Below are 17595 nucleotides of genomic sequence, written 5' to 3'. Positions count from 1 at the left end.
GGGTGGGTTATGGGGGGGGAGGTTTGGAAATTTGTTGGGGGGAAAGAAAAATGGTGGGGGCGGGGCCCTGAGGGTGGTTGGGGAGGCCGCCTCTGGGGTCCCCCCCACCGCCGGAATCGGACCGAACTACTGCTGACCGGAGGCGAATCCGGGCTGGGCCGGGAAAGCCTGCTGCGCCGGAGCGGACCACGCGGCCGGAGCCGAGTACACGCCCGGCGCCGGCGGGAAGCCCGGCTGCGCGGTGGGCGCGACGGTGGTGACCACGGCGGCCGCGCTCGCCTTGGCATGCTGCACGCCGGCCACGAACAGCGCGCCCGTCAGCACCAGGAACGCGAGCGTGTGGAGCACCGCGCGGACGATATTCCAAGCCACCCACGAGCTTTCGAACTGCGAGCGCACCGCCGCCAGATCCGGGATCTGCCCGACGTCACCGGCATTGGCCAGCTGATTGTTGAGCGGCACGTTCAGGCCCGAGGTGACGCAGAAGGCGATCACATTGAGGGCCAGCGCGACCCCGATCCAGATCAGCGTGGTGCGGTTGTCCTTGCCCAGGTGCAGGGCCGCGGCCAGCACGGTGAAGCCGACCGTGCCCATGAATCCGAGCATGAACCACGGATTGATGATGACCACGTTGATCTTCTGCATGACATCGATGAAGGTGCGGTCGTCGGACTGGCCCAGGGCCGTCATCACCGAGGTCGCGTAGGCGTAGAACACCCCGGCGATCAGTCCGGTGGTCAGCGTCGCCGCCACCAGCGCGGCGGTGCGGAATGCGAACATGGTTCTCTCCTGACTGGATCTGCCACCCGTGTTCCTCCCGGGTGATCGACTACATCCAGTCAATCGCCGACGGGCACGGAAACCCATGGCTCAGAAGCTCGCACGCATGCGCAGGGGTCCAACAGGCACGGGCAGTACCAGGATCGGCGAATCAGAGGTCGCGTTCGGAGATGACGCCGGACTGCATGGCCAGGTTGGCGAGGCGGACCCGCTTCTGGTTCTGCGGGAGGTCCTCGACACCGAACTTCGCGAACAGCGCGCGGAGGTGGGTCTTGATGGCGTCGACGCTGAGGAAGAGCTCCGCCGCGATCTGCTGGTTGGAGGCGGGTGAGGCGAACCCGTCATTGCTCCGCAGCGGCCGGCAGAGCGCGATCAATACCGACCGCTGGGTTTCGGTGAGCGAGCGCAGCGTCGGCAGCCCGCCGGTGGAGGTCTGCGTGACATCGCCTGCGGCGCCGCTGAAGTCGTGGAAGGTGACCCGCGAGGTGCCCATCCGGATGACGTCCCCCGGCTGCAGGCGATGGCGGCCGACCAGGCGATCCCCGTTGACGAAAGTGCCGTTGCGGGAAAGGCCGTCGTCGACGATGGTCCAGTGTGCGCCGAGGTACTCGGCGGTCGCGTGCAGCCGCGACACCTCGACATCCCAGAACAGGGACAGGTCGGCCTGAGGCGATCGCCCGATGGTGATTCGCGGCTGGTCCGGGGACAGCATCAGCTCATGCTGACGTCCCTCTTGATCCTTGACCCGGAGGAAGGAACCGTGGAAAGCGGTCACTGCGCCGATACCTCTTCTCTACTTCCAGCCAGTGACATCGTCCGCACGTTTCAATGGTGCCTGGCCTCCCCGGCACTAGCAAGATCGCAGTCGATCCTCCGGTTATACGCAAAGCGTATGAAGAAAACCACTGCCGCCCGGGCACGCACGAAACACCCGGACGGCAGTCGAATCGGCGACTAGTCGGACAACTAGTTCTTAGCAGCGGCCTTGTTGTAAGCCTCGGTGATGTCAGCCGAGATACGACCACGAGCGGACACCTTGTGACCATTCCGGCGCGCCCATTCGCGAATGGCCGCGCTTTGTTCGCGATCGATCGACACCCGGTTCTTCGGGCCCGCGGCCGGAGCACCGGCCACCTTGGTACGACGCCGGCCACTCACACGCCGAGCGGCCGAAACCCAACTGTCCAGACCCTCCCGCAGCTTGGCCGCATTCTCCGTCGACAAGTCGATCTCGTACGAGACGCCATCGATTGCGAACTCGATGGTCTCGTCCGCGATGGACTCACCGTCGACATCGTCGATCAAGCTAACGGTGACCTTCTTTGCCATGAGATGAACGTCCTCTCGAAATCGTGCGACCCGCATAGTCAGGCCGATTACCCGACGCCAGAATACCGCTAATTCCGATAGTCCCAGAACAGGCCCCGGAAATGCAATCCGGAGAACTATCGGGCTGCCGGACGCACAATTGGAAAGAGTATCGTTTCCCGGATTCCCAGGCCAGTCAGGGCCATCAGCAAACGATCGATACCCATACCCGTTCCGGTTGTGGGAGGCATACCGTGCTCCATCGCGGTGAGGAAGTCCTCGTCCAGGCGCATGGCCTCCTCGTCACCGGCCGCGGCCAAACGCGCCTGATCCATGAAACGGTCCCGCTGGATCACCGGATCCACGAGTTCGGAATAGCCGGTGGCCAGTTCGAAGCCGCGCACGTACAGGTCCCACTTCTCGGTAACCCCGGGCTTGCTCCGATGCTGGCGCGTCAGCGGCGATGTCTCGACCGGGAAGTCCCGTACGAAAGTCGGCGCGTACAGCTTGTCACCGTAGACGTGCTCCCACAGTTCCTCGACCAGTTTGCCGTGCCCGTAGCCCTTGCCCTCCGGAATTTCCAGCCCGACCCGGTCCGCGAGTGCCAGCAATTCCTCGACCGACGTTTCCGGGGTGACCTCGGTACCGATCGACTCCGACAGCGACGGGTACATCTCCACCGTCGCCCACTCGCCGGACAGATCGTATTCGGTGCCGTCGGCGAGCGTCACGACCTGCGTGCCGTAGACCTCCTGCGCGACTTCCTGGATCAATTCCCGCATCATCGTGGCGGAATCGTCGTAGGTGCCGTACGCCTCGTAGGTTTCCAGCATTGCGAACTCGGGCGAATGGGTCGAGTCCGCGCCCTCGTTGCGGAAGTTCCGGTTGATCTCGAAGACCTTCTCGATGCCGCCGACCACGCAACGCTTCAGGAACAGCTCCGGAGCGATGCGCAGGAACAGCTCCATATCGAGCGCGTTCGAGTGCGTGGCGAACGGACGGGCCGCGGCGCCGCCGTGAATGGTCTGCAGCATCGGGGTCTCGACCTCGAGGAAACCTCTGCGCTCCAACGCATTTCGCAGCGCGCGCACGGCCGCGACGCGGGTGCGGGCCATCTCGCGGGCCTCCGGGCGCAGGATCAGGTCGACATAGCGCTGGCGGACGCGCGATTCCTCGCCCATCTCCTTGTGGGCCACCGGCAGCGGGCGCAGCGACTTCGCCGCCATCTCCCACGTATCGGCCATCACACTCAATTCGCCCGTGCGCGAGGCGATCACCTCGCCGTGCACGTACACGAAGTCACCCAGGTCGACATCGGACTTCCAGGCCGCCAGCGACTCCGCGCCGACACCATTGAGGCTGATCATCGCCTGCAGCTTGGTGCCGTCGCCCTCCTGCAGGGTGGCGAAACACAGTTTGCCGGTATTTCGGACGAAAATGACGCGCCCCGCAATCCCGACCGTCTGGCCGGTCTGGGTATCGGCCGCCAGATCCGGGTATGCCTCGCGAATTTCACCGAGGGTGTGGGTGCGGTTCACCACCACCGGATAGGCCTCACGGCCCTCCCCGAGCAACCGCTCGCGCTTCTCGCGGCGAATCCGCATCTGCTCGGGAACGTCATGCTCCACGGGGGCCGCCGCGGCACGCTTTTGCCCAGCAGGAACGGGGTTGCTCGAGGGAGAAGAAGGAGTGGAGGTGCTCACGGGTCTCAAGACTATCCTGCGGTGGAATTTCTTTTTTCCACCGCCTCCCTGCCGCTTCGGCTACAGCCAGGCGAGGGTCGCGACCTCGCGTTCGAAGTGCGGGGCAGTGGCCGCGACGGTCAGCAGGCCCGCCGCTTTCAAGGCCTGATATCCGCCCTCGAGATCGGTGGCGCGGCGCAGGCCCAGCTGTTGCAGGGAGGCGGCGGCCAGGCTCGAGGTGTATCCCTCCGAGCAGACGATGATCCATTCCATGTCGTGGTGCTCTGCCATGGCCAGACGCGCGGAACTCGACGGATCCAAACGCCATTCCAGGACATTTCGCTCGATCACCAGCGCGCCCGGCAGGGTGCCCTCGCGCATCCGCTGCGCCTGCGGGCGAATATCCACCAGAATCGCGCCGCGGGCGATGGCCTGCGGGATTTCGATCGGAAGCAGGCGACTCAGCTGCCCGCGGGCCTGGGCGAGCATGCCGTCGATCGTCATGTGGGTCATTCGAGTTCGCCTTCGGGCTGGTCGGTGAGGACGGAACGGGTGCGCCGCAGGGTGCCGTGGCCGGTGACCTCGTAATAGGACATGGCCGTCAGCGGCGGGGAATAGGCGTGCACGCTCAGAGTCGGATTCAGCGGGCCGGTGATGCCGGCCTCCGCCTCGGGGGCACGCACCACGTCGTGCACCCAGCCGAGCGGGAAAGAGGCCTGATCACCCGCGGTGAGGGTGCGGCGGCGCAGGTCCCGGCCGTTCCAGCGATATTCCGACAGCGCGCCGGAGAGCACGGTCAGCGCTCCCAGCGAGCCGGCGTGGTCGTGTAGTTCGGTGTACTTGCCCTCGACCCAGCTGATCAGCCAGATGTCCACCTCGTCATCGGCGACAAGCCTTGTGGCCCAGCGGTTTTCGGTGGGCCACAGGCCGCCGTCGGGCAGCAGGTGGTCGTAGCGGCCCTCCAGCACGTCCTGGGCGCCCTCATCGGTCAGGCGCAGCAGGTCGGCCGGACGCAGCCGGGTCGGCAGGGCGGAGGCGGTGGCCCGCTCGGTGACCTCGGGCAGGAGCGGCGAGGCGGTGGCGCGGGTATCGACAGGAAGGGAAAAAACAGAGGAACGCATGAGCGAAACTCCAAGAAGTGTGTTTGTGGTCGGGGGCTATACGAAGCCTCGACGACCGTCGAGGCGAATCAGCCTCGACAACACTCCTGGGTGCTCACACGGAAATACACGTCGGCGAGTCTAACAGCGGTTCGCCGGGAATCACCAGGGGCTCCCGGCGACGACTGCGTCACTTTTATTCCACCCGGTCTGTTCAGGGCCGGGCGGCGCTGGGCTCGGGCCGGGTCCGGCGCTGCTGATTGCGCTCGTAGACCAGGCGCAGGCCGTCGAGTGTCAGATGCGGCTCGTGATGCTCGATGGTCTCCGACTCCGGCACGATCAGCGGCGCGGTCGCGCCCGTCGCCACCACCGCCACATCGTCGCCGGAGAAGGCGTCGATATCGCGAATGCGATCGATCAGGCCGTCCACCAGGCCCGCGAAACCGAAAATGGCGCCCGACTGCAGGCACTCCATGCTGTTCTTGCCCACCACCGACCGCGGGCGAGTCAGCTCCGCACGGCGCAGCGCACTGCGGGCGATCAGCGCCTCGGTGGAAATCTCCACCCCGGGCGCGATACTGCCGCCGAGGAATTCCCCCTTGGCCGACACCAGATCCACACAGATGGCCGTCCCGAAATCCACCACGATGGCCGGCGAGTGGAAACGGTGATATGCCGCAAGACAATTCACGATGCGGTCCGCACCGACCTCCTTGGGATTGTCGACCAGCAGCGGAATACCCGTGCGCACACCGGGTTCCACCAGCACGTGCGGGACATGAGCCCAATAGCGGGACAGCATTTCACGCAGCTCGCGCAGCACCGGCGGCACCGTGGACAGCGCCGCGACGCCCACCACCTGTTCGGCGTCCGCGCCGATCAGGCCGCGCACCTGCAGCGCGAATTCGTCCGCGGTCAGCAGCGGATTGGTGTGCATCCGCCAGTGCCGCACCAGCTTCGCGTGGTCTCCGCTGCCGGAGAACAGGCCCAGCTCGATGCTGGTGTTGCGGACATCGATGGTCAGCAGCATGGCCCGCCGCTCAGGCCAGCGAGAGCGAACGCGGCGAGATCAGGTCGGACCCCTCCGGGGCGTGCGCCGGATCGGTGCCCAGCTCGATCGGGCGATTGCGCTCATCGACGAAGACCACGTTCGGGGCGTAGTTCTGCAGCTCGGCCTCGTCCATCATGCCGTAGGCGATCAGGATGACCAGGTCGCCGGGATGTACGAGATGCGCTGCGGCGCCGTTGATTCCGATCACGCCGGAACCGCGCTGGCCGGCGATCACATAGGTCTCGAGGCGGGCCCCGTTGGTGATGTCGACAATGCTGACCTTCTCGCCCTCGAGCAGGTCGGCGGCATCGAGCAGGTCCTGGTCCACCGTCACCGAACCCACGTAGTGCAGGTCGGCGTGAGTCACCGTGGCGCGGTGGATCTTCGACGTCATCATGGTGCGCAACATCGTCGTCGCCTTCCTAGAGAGCTGCCTGGGCAGGCTGATCGGGGGCAGTGGGGTGGCCATCGAGCGGCTTGCCGATGGAGACGGGCATGTTGTCGATCAGGCGGGTGGTGCCGACCCGGGCCGCGACCAGCAGCCGGGCATTGCCGGTCGGCCACTGTTCGGAGAAGTCCGCACCCCGCAGGGCCAGATAGTCGACCTGGATGTCCGGCGCGAGATCCAGCACCGACTGCGCGGTCTCCAGCACGGCCTCCGGACCCCGGCCCGCCGCGTGCCGGCCGGCCAGCAGCGCCGCCGACAGGGCGGTGGCCAGCTCGCGCTCCTCCGCGCTCAGGTAGCGGTTGCGGGAGGACTTGGCCAGACCGTCCGCCTCCCGGACGGTCGCCGCCGGCACGATCTTCAGGTCCATGTTCAGGTCGACGACCATCTGCCGGATCAGCGCCAGCTGCTGGTAGTCCTTCTCGCCGAAGAACGCCTCGTGCGGCATGCAGATATTGAAGAGCTTCGACACGACGGTCAGCACACCGGAGAAGTGGCCCGGGCGGGTCGCGCCCTCGAGGATGTCGCCGTAGGCACCGGCCTGCACCGTGGTGCGGGTGCCGAACGGGTACATGTCCTTCGCGCTCGGCGCGAACACCAGCTCCACGCCCTCGCCGCGCAGCAGTTCCACATCCGCGTCCAGGGTGCGCGGGTACTTGTCGAGATCCTCGTTCGCGCCGAACTGCAGCGGGTTCACGAAGATCGACACGATGACCGTGGTGTTGGTCAGCTTCGCCAGCCGCACCAGCTCCAGATGGCCCTCGTGCAGCGCGCCCATGGTCGGCACCAGCGCGATCCGGCGGCCCACCGACCGCAGCGCCTTCACGACCTTGGTCATGACGGCCGGATCGTGCAGCACGGTCAGCTCGCCGCGCTTGTATGTGCCAATCAGCTTGGGGTCCATGGGCGTCAGTGTCCTTTCTCCAGCAGATCGATCAGGGCGGGATTGGTCTTGGCGCGCTCGGCCGAACGCAGCGACAGGGCGCGATAGCCCGCGGCCAGCCGGGGATTCAGGGCTTCGAGAGCGTCCAGATGCGCGGCCACCGCGGCCACATCGCCGCGCGCCACCGGACCCGTCAACGCGGCGGGGCCGCGGCGCAGGGCATTGTCGAGGGCGGCCGAGGCCAGCGGCGCGAGCATGCGCTCGGCCAGGCCGTTCGGCTGATCGTCGACCGTCTGCTGACCCAGCAGACCCGGACCGGACAGCGCGGCGCGCAACGCCTCGACCGCATCCAGGATCAAGGTCACCAGATGGTTGCTGCCGTGTGCGAGAGCCGCGTGATAGAGGGTGCGGTTCTCCTCCGCGACCCGCACCGGCTCGCCGCCCATCTCGATCACCAGCGACTGCCCGATGGCATAGCCGATGTCGTCGGCGGCGGTCACGCCGAAGCAGGCATTGGCCAGGCGGGCCACATCCTCGTCGTGTCCCGTGAACGTCATGGCCGGATGAATCGCCAGCGGCAGCGTGCCCAGTGCGGTCAACGGCGCCAGCACGCCGACCCCGTTCGCACCGGACGTGTGCACCACGATGGTGCCCGCGCGCACCGCGGTCGCGGCCGCCAAACCCGCGACCAGACCCGGCAATTCACTGTCGGGCACCGCGAGAATCAGCAGCTCACTGCGGCCGGCCACCTCCTCGGCGGGCAGGATGCGGGAATCCGGCAGGCGCGTGGTGGCACGACGCACCGAGGCATCCGAAATCGCGGACACCCCGAATACGACATGACCGGCACGCTCCAGTGCCACACCCAGCGCGGATCCGACGCGTCCCGCCGAGACGATTCCCACCGTCAAGCGTGCAGGCGCAGGATCGGTCCCGCAGACATCCTTGTCCGAGGTCACTTTGTCCTCTCGAAAGTCGTTCCAGTCCCGCCTTGCGGGTACCGGACGTTACTCGAGCGAGGATATCGCCGCCGATTCGCCAGAGCTACCCACTGTGGGATAGGCAACTCTCGCGACTCTCAGGGGCTCCGCCCCCGCACCCCCTCGCGACTCTCGGGGGTCCGCGCCTGAACGCCCTCGGGCTTCTCGGGGGCGCTGCCCCGAATCCCCGGTGGACTTTCGGTCAGTTGCTGTTCTCGGACTTGAGATTGGCCATGATCTCGGCGACCGAGAGGCGGTGGGTGCCTTCGGCGCCGGCGTCGTCCTCGGAGCGGCGGCGGCGGCGAGCGGTGGCCCGGCCCACCGGGGCCGAGGGGGTGGGGTCGGGGGTCAAGCGCGGGACGGGGCCGTTGGTGGCGGTGCCGTTGGCAGCGGCGTTGCCATTGGTGGCGGCATTGCCATTGGTGGGCGCGCTGCCGTTGGTGCCGGCATTGCCGTTGGCCGCGGAGGCGGCGGCGGATTCGTTGGCGGCCTCCGGGTTCGGGGGCGGGGTGGGTGAATCCGGTTCGGCGGCGGCCCGTTCGGCCTCGTAGTCCTGGCGCATGGCGTCGGTGATGATCGACGTCTCGGCGGTGACCGGGTCGTCGAAGGGGGTGGCGAAGGCCGGCGGTTCGGGGTGCGCGGGATCGAACTTCGGGGCCATGCGGGCGCGCGGGTCGTCGTCGTCCTCGGCCTGGTCGGGGGACGACCACGGGTCCCAGGGATCCGCGTCCGGCCAGTTATCGTTCGCCGTCTCTGGGGCCGAACCGGCCTCGCTGCTCGGAAGTTCTTGGACCCGAACGGCATCCGCACGCAGGGCCGGACGCTCGGAGGGCAGATCGCCGTCGAACAGACGCTGCAGGCTCTCGCGCAGGACCGTGAGTTCGGCACGCAGCGCGGCCATCTCCGCGGCGTCGGCGCCCACCTCGTGGCGGACCCGGGTCTCCACGCCGAGCTCGTATTCGCGGCGGGCAGCAACCTCGCGCTCCAGCTGCAGTTGGTAGACCTTCTGGAGGTCACCCACTTTTGCCTTGTCGACGGCCGCCTCCCTGCGATAACGGGTGGCAGCGAGCGCGCCGATGGCGGCCGCCCAGAGGGCCGCGACCAGGCCCACCCGGATCAGGTGGAGGTTGTCACTGAAGACCAGGAAAACGCTGGCAACCAGTCCGAGGAGAAGCAGAAAGCCGGTGAAGAACTTTCCCGCATCCTCCCGGCGGCGACGGGAAGCACTGCTACGGGAGGGTGAAACCATGTCCGCCAGCGTAGCTTGATCTCGGGAGTGTGGTCCCCACCTTGGGGATGATCAGTGCCAATCCGTTAGCTATGAAGTAGCTGCCTCATCGGGCGGTTCAATGGGAGCGCGGCAGCAATACTCCAGCCACAGGGCCGCGGCCACCAGGGCCACCCCGCCCAGCAGACCCACCACCGCGCCCGGCGTATCCGAAGCCGCCGCACGCAGATCCGAGCGCTGCATGAGCAGCCACACCAGGAAACCCAGCCAGATCCCGCCCACCAGCGACCCCACCTGCGCCGACGCCTTCGCCAGCGCCACCGCCCGGGCCGCCGTGATCGCATGCAGCTGCCCCGAACCGGGACCGATCCCGTGATTCTCCTTACGCTGCCGAATCACGAAGGCCAGCACCGCCTCGAGCAGCGCCACCGGCAACAGCGAGGCGCCCGAGAACACCGAGATCGGCGGGAAACTCGAATACGCCATATTGGTGGCGACCCAGGCCACGATCGCCGCCAGCAGCACATTCGCACACAGATCGAGAATGCGGGTCGGCTTCACCGCAGCAGCTCCGGCGTCACGGCGTCCAGCCCAGCGTCAGCTCGGTGCGGCGCACCCCGCTCACCTCGGCGGAATCCAAGGCGGACAGCCACTCTCGCAGCGTGCGCAGCGCGCCGGTCGCCTCCAGCTCCGCATCGGGATCGATCTCCAGCCACGGCACCAGCACGAACGCGCGATGGTGGGCCTGCGGATGCGGCAGCGTCAGCACCGGATCCAGGCTGCGCACCACCACCCGGCCGTCGCGGCGGCGCGACTCGGCCTGCACCACGTCCACATCGAGAGTGCGTGCGCCCCAGCGGACTTCCCGGATCCGGCCCGCGGCCTGCTCCAGCTCCTGACCCAGGCGTAGCCAGTCCGAGGGCTCCATGGCCGCATCCTCGGCCACCAGCACGGCATTCAGGTAGTCCTGCTGCGGCACCCCGCCCCACGGCGGGGTCGAGTACACCGACGAGACCGCCACCACGCGCGGGCCCAGCGCCTCCACGACACTGCGCAGATGCGCCAGCCGGTCACCGAGATTGGATCCGATCGACAGGACAACGCGGGTCACCGCTCTACTCCTCCGGTTCGCGACGACGGGACGTGACTACACGGACGTCTTCGAAGGTATGTGGAATCGGCGCAAAAGGCTTGTGCAGCACCACTTCCACGGCCTGGATGCGCGGATCGGCCATCACCTCGTCGGCGATCGCCGAGACCACCGTCTCGATCAGATCCTTCGGCTCCCCGGCCACGATCTGCACCACCTGCTCGGCCAGCTCACCGTAGTGGACGGTGTCCGCGATGTCGTCCGACTTCGCGGCGGCGGTGAAATCCGTCCACAGCGTCAGATCCACGACGAACTCCTGGCCGTCACGCTTCTCGAAGTCGAAGACACCGTGATGGCCGAAGACGCGCAGCCCGCGCAATTCGATACGGTCACCCGGCAATTCGATGCGGTCACCCGGCGATCCGGCGCGATCGATGCTCACAGCCGCTCCCCCATCTCCCGCTCCCGTACATACCGCTCCCGCAGGCGCCGGGCCGCATTCGTGGTCGCGTCGACCACCGCGATGGCGTCCAGCGACGATCGGACATCGTGCACCCGCACACCCCAGGCGCCGTGCTCGGCGGCCAGGGCGGAAATCGTGGCCGTGGCGACCTCGCGGCCGTCCGGCGGGCGCGGGCCCTCGGCATCGGCCAGCAGGCCGCCGAGGAAACGCTTGCGGGAGGCCCCGATCAGGATCGGCAGGCCCGCGTCCATCATCTCGGTGATGCGATAGAACAGGCCGCCCAGCAACTCCCAGTTGTGGTCGGCGTTCTTGGCGAAGCCCAGGCCCGGGTCCAGCACCAGCTGCCCGAAGTCGACACCGCCCGCGAGGGCGAACTCGACCTGCGCGTTCAGCTCCTCCCAGACCTTGGACACCACATCGTCGTATTGCTCGGCGGGACCGGCGTGACGGTAGTCCGCCTCGGCCCGCCAGTGCATGAGGATCCACGGGATCCTGGTCGCCGCAACAACTTTCACCATGTTCGGGTCGGCACGCCCGCCCGACACGTCATTGACCATGGACACGCCCGCCGCGATGGCGGCCTCGGCCACGCTCGCCCGCATGGTGTCCACGCTCGTCGGCACCCCGGCCGCGGCCAGCTGCCGGATCACCGGAACCACCCGCGCCGCTTCGGTTTCCGGGTCGATGCGAATCGCGCCGGGCCGGGTGGACTCGCCACCGACATCGATGATGTCCGCGCCCATCTCGTACAGCTCGAGACCGTGTGCCACCGCCAGACCCGGATCCAGGTAGCGGCCGCCGTCGGAGAACGAGTCGCTGGTGACGTTCACGACGCCCATCACCACGCACGAGCGGCCCCCACGAGGAACAACCAGGTTGGCCCCCCGTGTACCGCTCTCGGCCATGGTCGGTGCGCTCACTTTCGCAGAATGAGATCCAGGGCCTCCGCGCGAGAAGAGGCGTTGGTCTGCAGCATGCCGCGCACCGCCGAGGTGGTGGTGGAGGCGCCCGGCTTGCGGATACCGCGCATCGCCATGCACAGATGCTCGGCCTCGATCACCACGATGGCACCGCGCGGATCCAGCTTCTCCATCACCGCATCGGCGATCTGGCTGGTCAGCCGCTCCTGCACCTGCGGGCGCTTGGCGTACAGATCGACCAGGCGGGCCAGCTTCGACAGTCCGGTCACCCGGCCGTGCGGGCCCGGAATGTAGCCGACGTGCGCGACACCGTGGAACGCCACCAGGTGGTGCTCACAGGTCGAGTACATGGGAATGTCGCGAACCAGCACCAGCTCCTGGTGCCCCTCCTCGAAGGTGGTGTTGAGCACCTCGGACGGATCGGTGAACAGTCCGGCGAACATCTCCCGGTAGGCCCGAGCCACCCGGGACGGGGTTTCGGCGAGCCCGGGGCGATCCGGGTTCTCGCCGACCGCGATCAGCAGCTCCCGCACGGCAGCCTCCGCACGGTCCTGATCGAACGGTCGACCGGTGTCGAGCGCGATCAGGCCGGACACGACACGATTGTTGGTGGCCGACAATCGACACCTCCTGTATTGACTTGCCGCACGTGCACACGCGGCCTGGACGCGGTCGCCGAACCACTCGGGCGGATTCGGACGGGGGCGTTCACCCAGCGTCCGAACACCGCCCGAGGCGGGCCGCGAACCCATTGAGCCTATCGGGACCGCGGTCAGCGACGACCGTTCGGTCCGTCCCAACCGTTCTTCTCGTCCTCGTCATTCCCGGACGCCGGCTGCGCGGCCTGATGCTCCGGCTGCGAGTAGCCCGGCTGATACTGGGCGCCCGGCTGATAGCGCTGGTTGCCCGCGGGCGCCCAGCCGCCGTACGCGCCGCGCGGCTGCGGGGCCTGAGCCTCGTCCTCCTGCGGCGGCCAGCCCGGCGCCGACCAACCGGCCGGGGCGCCGTAGTCCGGACGCGAACCGTGCGTCGTCGGCGCACCGTGCCGCGGATAGGCCGGAGCCTGCGGCAGCGGATAGCCCTGCGGCGCGGGTGCCGGATAACCGCCGTACTGCGGCTGCGCGGAGCCGTAGACCGGTTCCGGATAGCCGTTGGCGGGCTGCACCACCGGATGCGACGGCCGCGAGCTCTCCTCCGGCCACGGCTCACCGCGCTCGGCGGCCAGCTCACGCGGGGTCTTCACCGGCGGGCGATCGGACGGGGTGCGGTCACCGAAATCGTTGAAAGCCGTGATGCGCGGCCGCTTTTCGACCGTCGTCAGCACTTCCTCGAGATCCTTGCGGTGCAGGGTCTCGCGTTCCAGCAGCGCGGTGGCCAGGGAGTCCAGCTCGTCGCGGTACTCGTTGAGCACCGCCCACGCCTCGGTGTGCGCGGCCTCGATGAGGTTGCGCACCTCCTCGTCGATCTCGCGCGCCACCTCGTGCGAGTAGCCCGAGGCCATGCCCATGGACCGGCCCAGGAACGGGTCGCCCTGCTCCTCGCCGTAGCGGACCGCGCCCAGGCGGGCGCTCATGCCGTACTCGGTGACCATCGCACGCGCGATCTTGGTGGCCTGGTCGATATCGGACGAGGCGCCCGTGGTCGGCTCGTGGAACACCAGCTCCTCGGCCGCGCGGCCGCCCATGGCCATGACCAGGCGGGCGATCATCTCCGAGCGGGTCATCAGGCCCTTGTCGTCCTCGGGCACCGTCATCGCGTGACCGCCGGTGCGGCCACGGGCCAGGATGGTGACCTTGTAGACGGGCTCGATATCGGGCATCGCCCAGGCGGCCAGGGTGTGACCGGCCTCGTGGTAGGCGGTGATCTTCTTCTCGTGCTCGCTGATCACCCGCGACTTGCGGCGGGGACCGCCGATGACACGGTCGACCGACTCCTCCAGGGCCGCACCGGTGATCACATTGCCGTGTTCACGCGCGGTGAGCAGCGCGGCCTCGTTGATCACATTGGCCAGGTCCGCACCCGACATGCCGACGGTGCGCTTGGCCAGACCCTCCAGGTCGGCGTCGGTCGCGATCGGCTTGCCCTTGGAGTGCACCTGCAGAATCGCGCGGCGGCCGTTCAGGTCCGGGTTGCCGACCGGGATCTGCCGGTCGAAACGGCCCGGGCGCAACAGCGCCGGGTCCAGGATGTCGGGCCGGTTGGTGGCCGCCATGATGATGACGCCGGTGCGCTCACCGAAGCCGTCCATCTCCACCAGCAGCTGGTTCAGGGTCTGCTCGCGCTCGTCGTGACCGCCGCCCAGGCCGGCGCCACGCTGGCGGCCGACCGCGTCGATCTCGTCCACGAAGATGATGCAGGGGCTGTTCTGCTTGGCCTGATCGAACAGGTCGCGCACGCGGGAGGCGCCGACACCGACGAACATCTCGACGAAGTCCGAACCGGAGATGGTGAAGAACGGCACCCCGGCCTCACCGGCAACGGCCTTGGCCAGCAACGTCTTACCGGTACCGGGCGGGCCGTAGAGCAGCACGCCCTTGGGGATCTTCGCGCCCAGCGCCTGATACCGGGCCGGGTTCTGCAGGAAGTCCTTGATCTCGTAGAGCTCTTCGATGGCCTCGTCGGCGCCCGCCACATCCTGGAAGGTGGTCTTGGGCATGTCCTTCGACAGCAGCTTGGCCTTCGACTTGCCGAAGCCCATCATGCCGCCGCGGCCGCCGCCCTGCATGCGCGCCATCACGAAGATGAACAAGCCCAGCAGAATCACCATGGGCAGCATGAACAGCAGAATCTGGCTCAGCCAGGAATCCTGCTTGACAGTGGTGTTGACCTTGGCGCCGGAATCCTGCGCGGCCTTGAAGACCTGCGCGGACACCTCGCCGCCGCCCGGATACTTGGCGATGAGCTTGGTCTCGCCCTTGGTGGCATCATTGCCGTTCTTCAGCGTGATGCGCAGTTGCTGTTCTTTGTCGTCGATCTGGACCGAATCGACATTCGACTTGTCCTGGAGCTGGGAAAGCGCCACCGAGGTATCGACGCTATGCCAGCCGCGCGTGTCGTTGCTGAAATAGCTGACCAACCAGATCACGAGCAGAAAGCCCGCGACTATGGCCAGGTTGCGGAACACAGTCTTGCGGTTCATAGAGCGTCGGCCGGCGGCCAGTCCTTTCCGGGGGGTGTATCCGGTTTGCCTGCGATGCTTGCGTGGCACGCCCGTTCCGGCGAACGGATGCGGACATGCCACGTTACCGCGTACGGTCTAGTCGTTACATCGCGCAGTTCGGCAGCTAGTGCAGTTCAACAGGTAAACGGCTGGAGAACGCGGGTGGTTCCCCGACCATCTGCGGCAACACACTGGGTCGATCACCCCCTGGTGTCGGACCGAGTGGTCACAATCATGGCATGGTCGTCTCATCGTGAGTGACGACACAACAGAGCGCAGGGGGTATGGACATAGTCGAGCTACGGACACCCACAGCGATTGTGCGTCATGGCAACGGGCGTTTGACGGTGCTGCGGCCTGGAACCGACCGCGAGCGCGTGCTCGACGTGCCGGTAAGCGACCTGCTCAAGGTGCGTTTGAACCGGCGCGCCGATGACGCCGTCGTCATCGAAATATATTTGCGCTACCCGACCCCCGTCCTGACCGGCGTCCCCGCCGACCGGACCCCGCTGCCGGTGCTCATCGCCGAGCACGATGTGCCCGCCGCCACCGTCATCGTCGAGCGCATCAACAATCAGATCCTGGCCACCCAGCGACTGGACGTGGCCGCCCCCGACCTCACCCCGCCCGCGCCCTCCTGGGGACGCAGCGGGCCCGCCCGCGCGGACGTGGATCGCGCGGTGCGCCGGATGGCGCCCAAGCGGGACGCCAAGGCGGCCGTCGCCGCGCTGCAGCGCTATGTCACCCCCGGCGAATACGTGCTGGAGACCGCCCTCGTCACCGCGCAGGCGCCCGCGCCCCGGGCCACCGGACTGCTCGCGATCACCACCACCCGGATGATCTTCGTCTCGTTGAGCTCGGGCAAGCGTTTCGCCCACGAGCTGCCGGTGGCGACCCTGCTGTGGGCGCGCACCACCGACGACGCCGAGGCACCGGGCGCCGTGCTCGCCGAGTACGGCGTCGAGGTCAGCGACGGCAATCTGACCTGGCATTTCACCGGTACCGACCGGGCCGACACCGATCGGGTAACGAGCGCTTTGAATTTCGCCATCCAGCGCGAGGTGGCCGACGGCGCCGCCGGGCCGGCGGATCCGGGCGTGGCGAAGCTGTACTCCGAATGGGAATTGCTGGTCGAGCGGCATTCGCTCGGCATGGTCGACGATGCGCAGTTCCAGCGGTACGGACGCGGAATTCTCCGGTCCCTGCCCGATTGAGCACCGGGCGGATCGAGTGAGAAGGTTTGGGGGTCGAGCCCCCCAAACCCGACCGACTTATTCGTCCGGTTGCAGCGCGATACGCCGCCACGGACTGGTGGGGCGCATCCACAGGCGCAGCAATTCCATCCGCCGGTCCACGCCACCGGATTTCAGTTCCGCGAGGTCCTCGCACGCCTGCCAGTAGGTCCACCCGGCGAGATAGGCATCGCCGAATTGCCGCCAGTTCCGGTATTTCCGCTGGGCCGGGGGCAGTGCGCGCATGAGGTAGTCCCAGGCGACATCGGCGTCGAGGTAGCCCGCCGTGTAGGCCATGCGGGCGACGGCGACCACGCGGGCCAGATCCCAGGCCTGGATGTCGGTGGGCAGCGGGCGCACCAGATGGTCGGTGAGGCCGAGTTTGATGGCCTGCGACCAGATGTCGTAATCGCGGACCAGCGCTTCCGGATTCTCCATGCCACGGAACGAGCCGACCTGCCGGAGGAACGCGCGATGCCGATCGGCGCGCTCACCGAAGCGATCCCGTTCAGGGGAGTTGATGGCCGCCGTGACGAGTGGATGCACGAGCGCGTAGAGCGGGCCGTGCATACCGTCCAGCAGCTGTTCCATCGAGGCCATGGCCTCGGTGCCGTCGGTGATGCCCCAGGCGCCGGTGAGGGTGTCGATGGCAAGTTCGCGGCGATCGCCGAGGGGATGGTCGCGTTCGGGGCCGAGCAGCAGGGCGTCGTGGAAGGCGTCCCAGCGGGAGGAGTAGAAGCCGCCGAGCGCGAGGGCGCGCAGTTCGTCGTCGGAGACCTGCGCACCGGACCAGTGATCGTCCTCGCGCTGGTCCAGCTCCGGGTACGGAAAAGTCGTCAGCGTGGGCACGTCGCGGGCAGCCATACCCCGATTGTTCCCCATCGATCTTGGAGTGGCCCGCTATTCGCCGATCGCGTGTGCCACACCGGCCGCGTCGGGTGCGAATAATCGGCAAACCATTCGGTTCGGAATTCCGGCGGCCACTGTGCGACATCCTCGCGGGCGCTGCGCGACACACTCACGCAATTGTCTGAATCTTGCCCTGTCACAGCGGGTAATCGGGCGCTAACCTCTGGGGGCATGAGTGGGAACATCACCCTCCTCCGCGGGCTGAGTCCGGCCGCCACGGAGCAGGAAATCTACGCCGCCGCACAGGAATACGTACGGAAAGTCGGTGGGGTGTCGGGATTGACGACGGCCACCAAGGCCGCGGTGGACAAGGCGGTGGCCGCCATTGCCGCGGCCACCACGCAATTGCTGGCGGAATTACCGG

20 protein-coding genes are annotated in these 17595 nt (G+C 67.5%); 2 read left to right on the top strand and 18 right to left on the bottom strand.

Annotation, left to right across the window (positions count from 1 at the left end; genetic code table 11):
- Positions 1-126 precede the first annotated feature (126 nt).
- The 17 genes from ACFXN1_RS07385 to ftsH all read right to left on the bottom strand — a co-directional run bounded on the left by ACFXN1_RS07385 (position 127) and on the right by ftsH (position 15069).
- Positions 127-780: a DUF1772 domain-containing protein gene (locus ACFXN1_RS07385; protein WP_379435506.1), complete on the bottom strand. Its 654-nt coding sequence runs from the start codon at positions 778-780 to the stop codon at positions 127-129.
- A gap of 151 nt (positions 781-931) precedes the next feature.
- A complete protein-coding gene (locus tag ACFXN1_RS07380; protein WP_040854285.1) occupies positions 932-1555 on the bottom strand; it encodes an FHA domain-containing protein in 624 nt (207 codons plus the stop codon).
- A gap of 191 nt (positions 1556-1746) precedes the next feature.
- Positions 1747-2109, bottom strand: a complete 363-nt coding sequence (locus ACFXN1_RS07375) for an Lsr2 family protein (RefSeq protein ID WP_354831422.1) — start codon at positions 2107-2109, stop codon at positions 1747-1749.
- 116 nt (positions 2110-2225) lie between these two features.
- A complete protein-coding gene (gene lysS, locus ACFXN1_RS07370; protein ID WP_379393645.1) occupies positions 2226-3692 on the bottom strand; it encodes a lysine--tRNA ligase in 1467 nt (488 codons plus the stop codon).
- Positions 3693-3851: 159 nt separating this feature from the next.
- Positions 3852-4274 carry a rhodanese-like domain-containing protein gene (locus ACFXN1_RS07365; protein WP_379393644.1) on the bottom strand — a complete coding sequence of 141 codons (423 nt, stop codon included), beginning with the start codon at positions 4272-4274 and terminating at the stop codon, positions 3852-3854.
- A gap of 5 nt (positions 4275-4279) precedes the next feature.
- Positions 4280-4891 (bottom strand): cysteine dioxygenase, encoded by a 612-nt coding sequence (locus ACFXN1_RS07360; protein WP_379435508.1) that lies wholly within the window; start codon positions 4889-4891, stop codon positions 4280-4282.
- A 193-nt stretch (positions 4892-5084) separates the two neighbouring features.
- Positions 5085-5900: a type III pantothenate kinase gene (locus ACFXN1_RS07355; RefSeq protein ID WP_379383292.1), complete on the bottom strand. Its 816-nt coding sequence runs from the start codon at positions 5898-5900 to the stop codon at positions 5085-5087.
- A gap of 10 nt (positions 5901-5910) precedes the next feature.
- On the bottom strand, positions 5911-6330 hold the full coding sequence (gene panD, locus ACFXN1_RS07350; RefSeq protein WP_379435509.1) for an aspartate 1-decarboxylase: 420 nt from the start codon (positions 6328-6330) through the stop codon (positions 5911-5913).
- 13 nt (positions 6331-6343) lie between these two features.
- Positions 6344-7270, bottom strand: a complete 927-nt coding sequence (gene panC / locus ACFXN1_RS07345) for a pantoate--beta-alanine ligase (protein ID WP_379435511.1) — start codon at positions 7268-7270, stop codon at positions 6344-6346.
- 5 nt (positions 7271-7275) lie between these two features.
- The gene (locus ACFXN1_RS07340; RefSeq protein ID WP_379435512.1) at positions 7276-8208 is read right to left on the bottom strand and encodes a Rossmann-like and DUF2520 domain-containing protein; all 933 of its coding nucleotides are present in this window, start codon (positions 8206-8208) and stop codon (positions 7276-7278) included.
- 223 nt (positions 8209-8431) lie between these two features.
- Positions 8432-9478, bottom strand: coding sequence for a DUF6779 domain-containing protein (locus tag ACFXN1_RS07335; protein WP_379435514.1), 1047 nt, complete (start codon positions 9476-9478; stop codon positions 8432-8434).
- Positions 9479-9547: 69 nt separating this feature from the next.
- A complete protein-coding gene (locus tag ACFXN1_RS07330) occupies positions 9548-10018 on the bottom strand; it encodes a DUF3180 domain-containing protein (protein WP_354831436.1) in 471 nt (156 codons plus the stop codon).
- 16 nt (positions 10019-10034) lie between these two features.
- On the bottom strand, positions 10035-10568 hold the full coding sequence (gene folK, locus ACFXN1_RS07325; protein ID WP_379393541.1) for a 2-amino-4-hydroxy-6-hydroxymethyldihydropteridine diphosphokinase: 534 nt from the start codon (positions 10566-10568) through the stop codon (positions 10035-10037).
- A 4-nt stretch (positions 10569-10572) separates the two neighbouring features.
- The gene (folB, locus tag ACFXN1_RS07320) at positions 10573-10989 is read right to left on the bottom strand and encodes a dihydroneopterin aldolase (RefSeq protein ID WP_379435517.1); all 417 of its coding nucleotides are present in this window, start codon (positions 10987-10989) and stop codon (positions 10573-10575) included.
- Positions 10986-11915: a dihydropteroate synthase gene (gene folP / locus ACFXN1_RS07315; RefSeq protein ID WP_379435574.1), complete on the bottom strand. Its 930-nt coding sequence runs from the start codon at positions 11913-11915 to the stop codon at positions 10986-10988. Before folP ends, folB begins: the two co-directional genes overlap by 4 nt.
- A gap of 11 nt (positions 11916-11926) precedes the next feature.
- A complete protein-coding gene (gene folE / locus ACFXN1_RS07310) occupies positions 11927-12526 on the bottom strand; it encodes a GTP cyclohydrolase I FolE (protein WP_364606530.1) in 600 nt (199 codons plus the stop codon).
- Positions 12527-12702: 176 nt separating this feature from the next.
- On the bottom strand, positions 12703-15069 hold the full coding sequence (ftsH, locus tag ACFXN1_RS07305) for an ATP-dependent zinc metalloprotease FtsH (RefSeq protein WP_379435519.1): 2367 nt from the start codon (positions 15067-15069) through the stop codon (positions 12703-12705).
- Between the two features lie 368 nt (positions 15070-15437).
- On the opposite strand from ftsH, the gene ACFXN1_RS07300 reads away from it, so the two are divergent.
- Positions 15438-16304: a hypothetical protein gene (locus tag ACFXN1_RS07300; protein ID WP_379435520.1), complete on the top strand. Its 867-nt coding sequence runs from the start codon at positions 15438-15440 to the stop codon at positions 16302-16304.
- Positions 16305-16361: 57 nt separating this feature from the next.
- Here the strand turns inward: ACFXN1_RS07300 and ACFXN1_RS07295 are convergent, their stop codons facing one another.
- Complete coding sequence (locus tag ACFXN1_RS07295; protein WP_379393533.1) at positions 16362-17186, bottom strand: DUF1266 domain-containing protein; 825 nt, start codon at positions 17184-17186, stop codon at positions 16362-16364.
- A 216-nt stretch (positions 17187-17402) separates the two neighbouring features.
- Here ACFXN1_RS07295 and ACFXN1_RS07290 point away from each other — a divergent pair.
- A partial coding sequence (locus ACFXN1_RS07290) for a DUF2277 family protein (RefSeq protein WP_379463520.1) occupies positions 17403-17595 on the top strand: 193 nt, incomplete at its 3' end.

The organism is Nocardia sp. NPDC059154 (assembly GCF_042755705.1).
GTDB lineage: Bacteria > Actinomycetota > Actinomycetes > Mycobacteriales > Mycobacteriaceae > Nocardia.
This window is presented reverse-complemented; position numbering and strand designations above follow the sequence as displayed.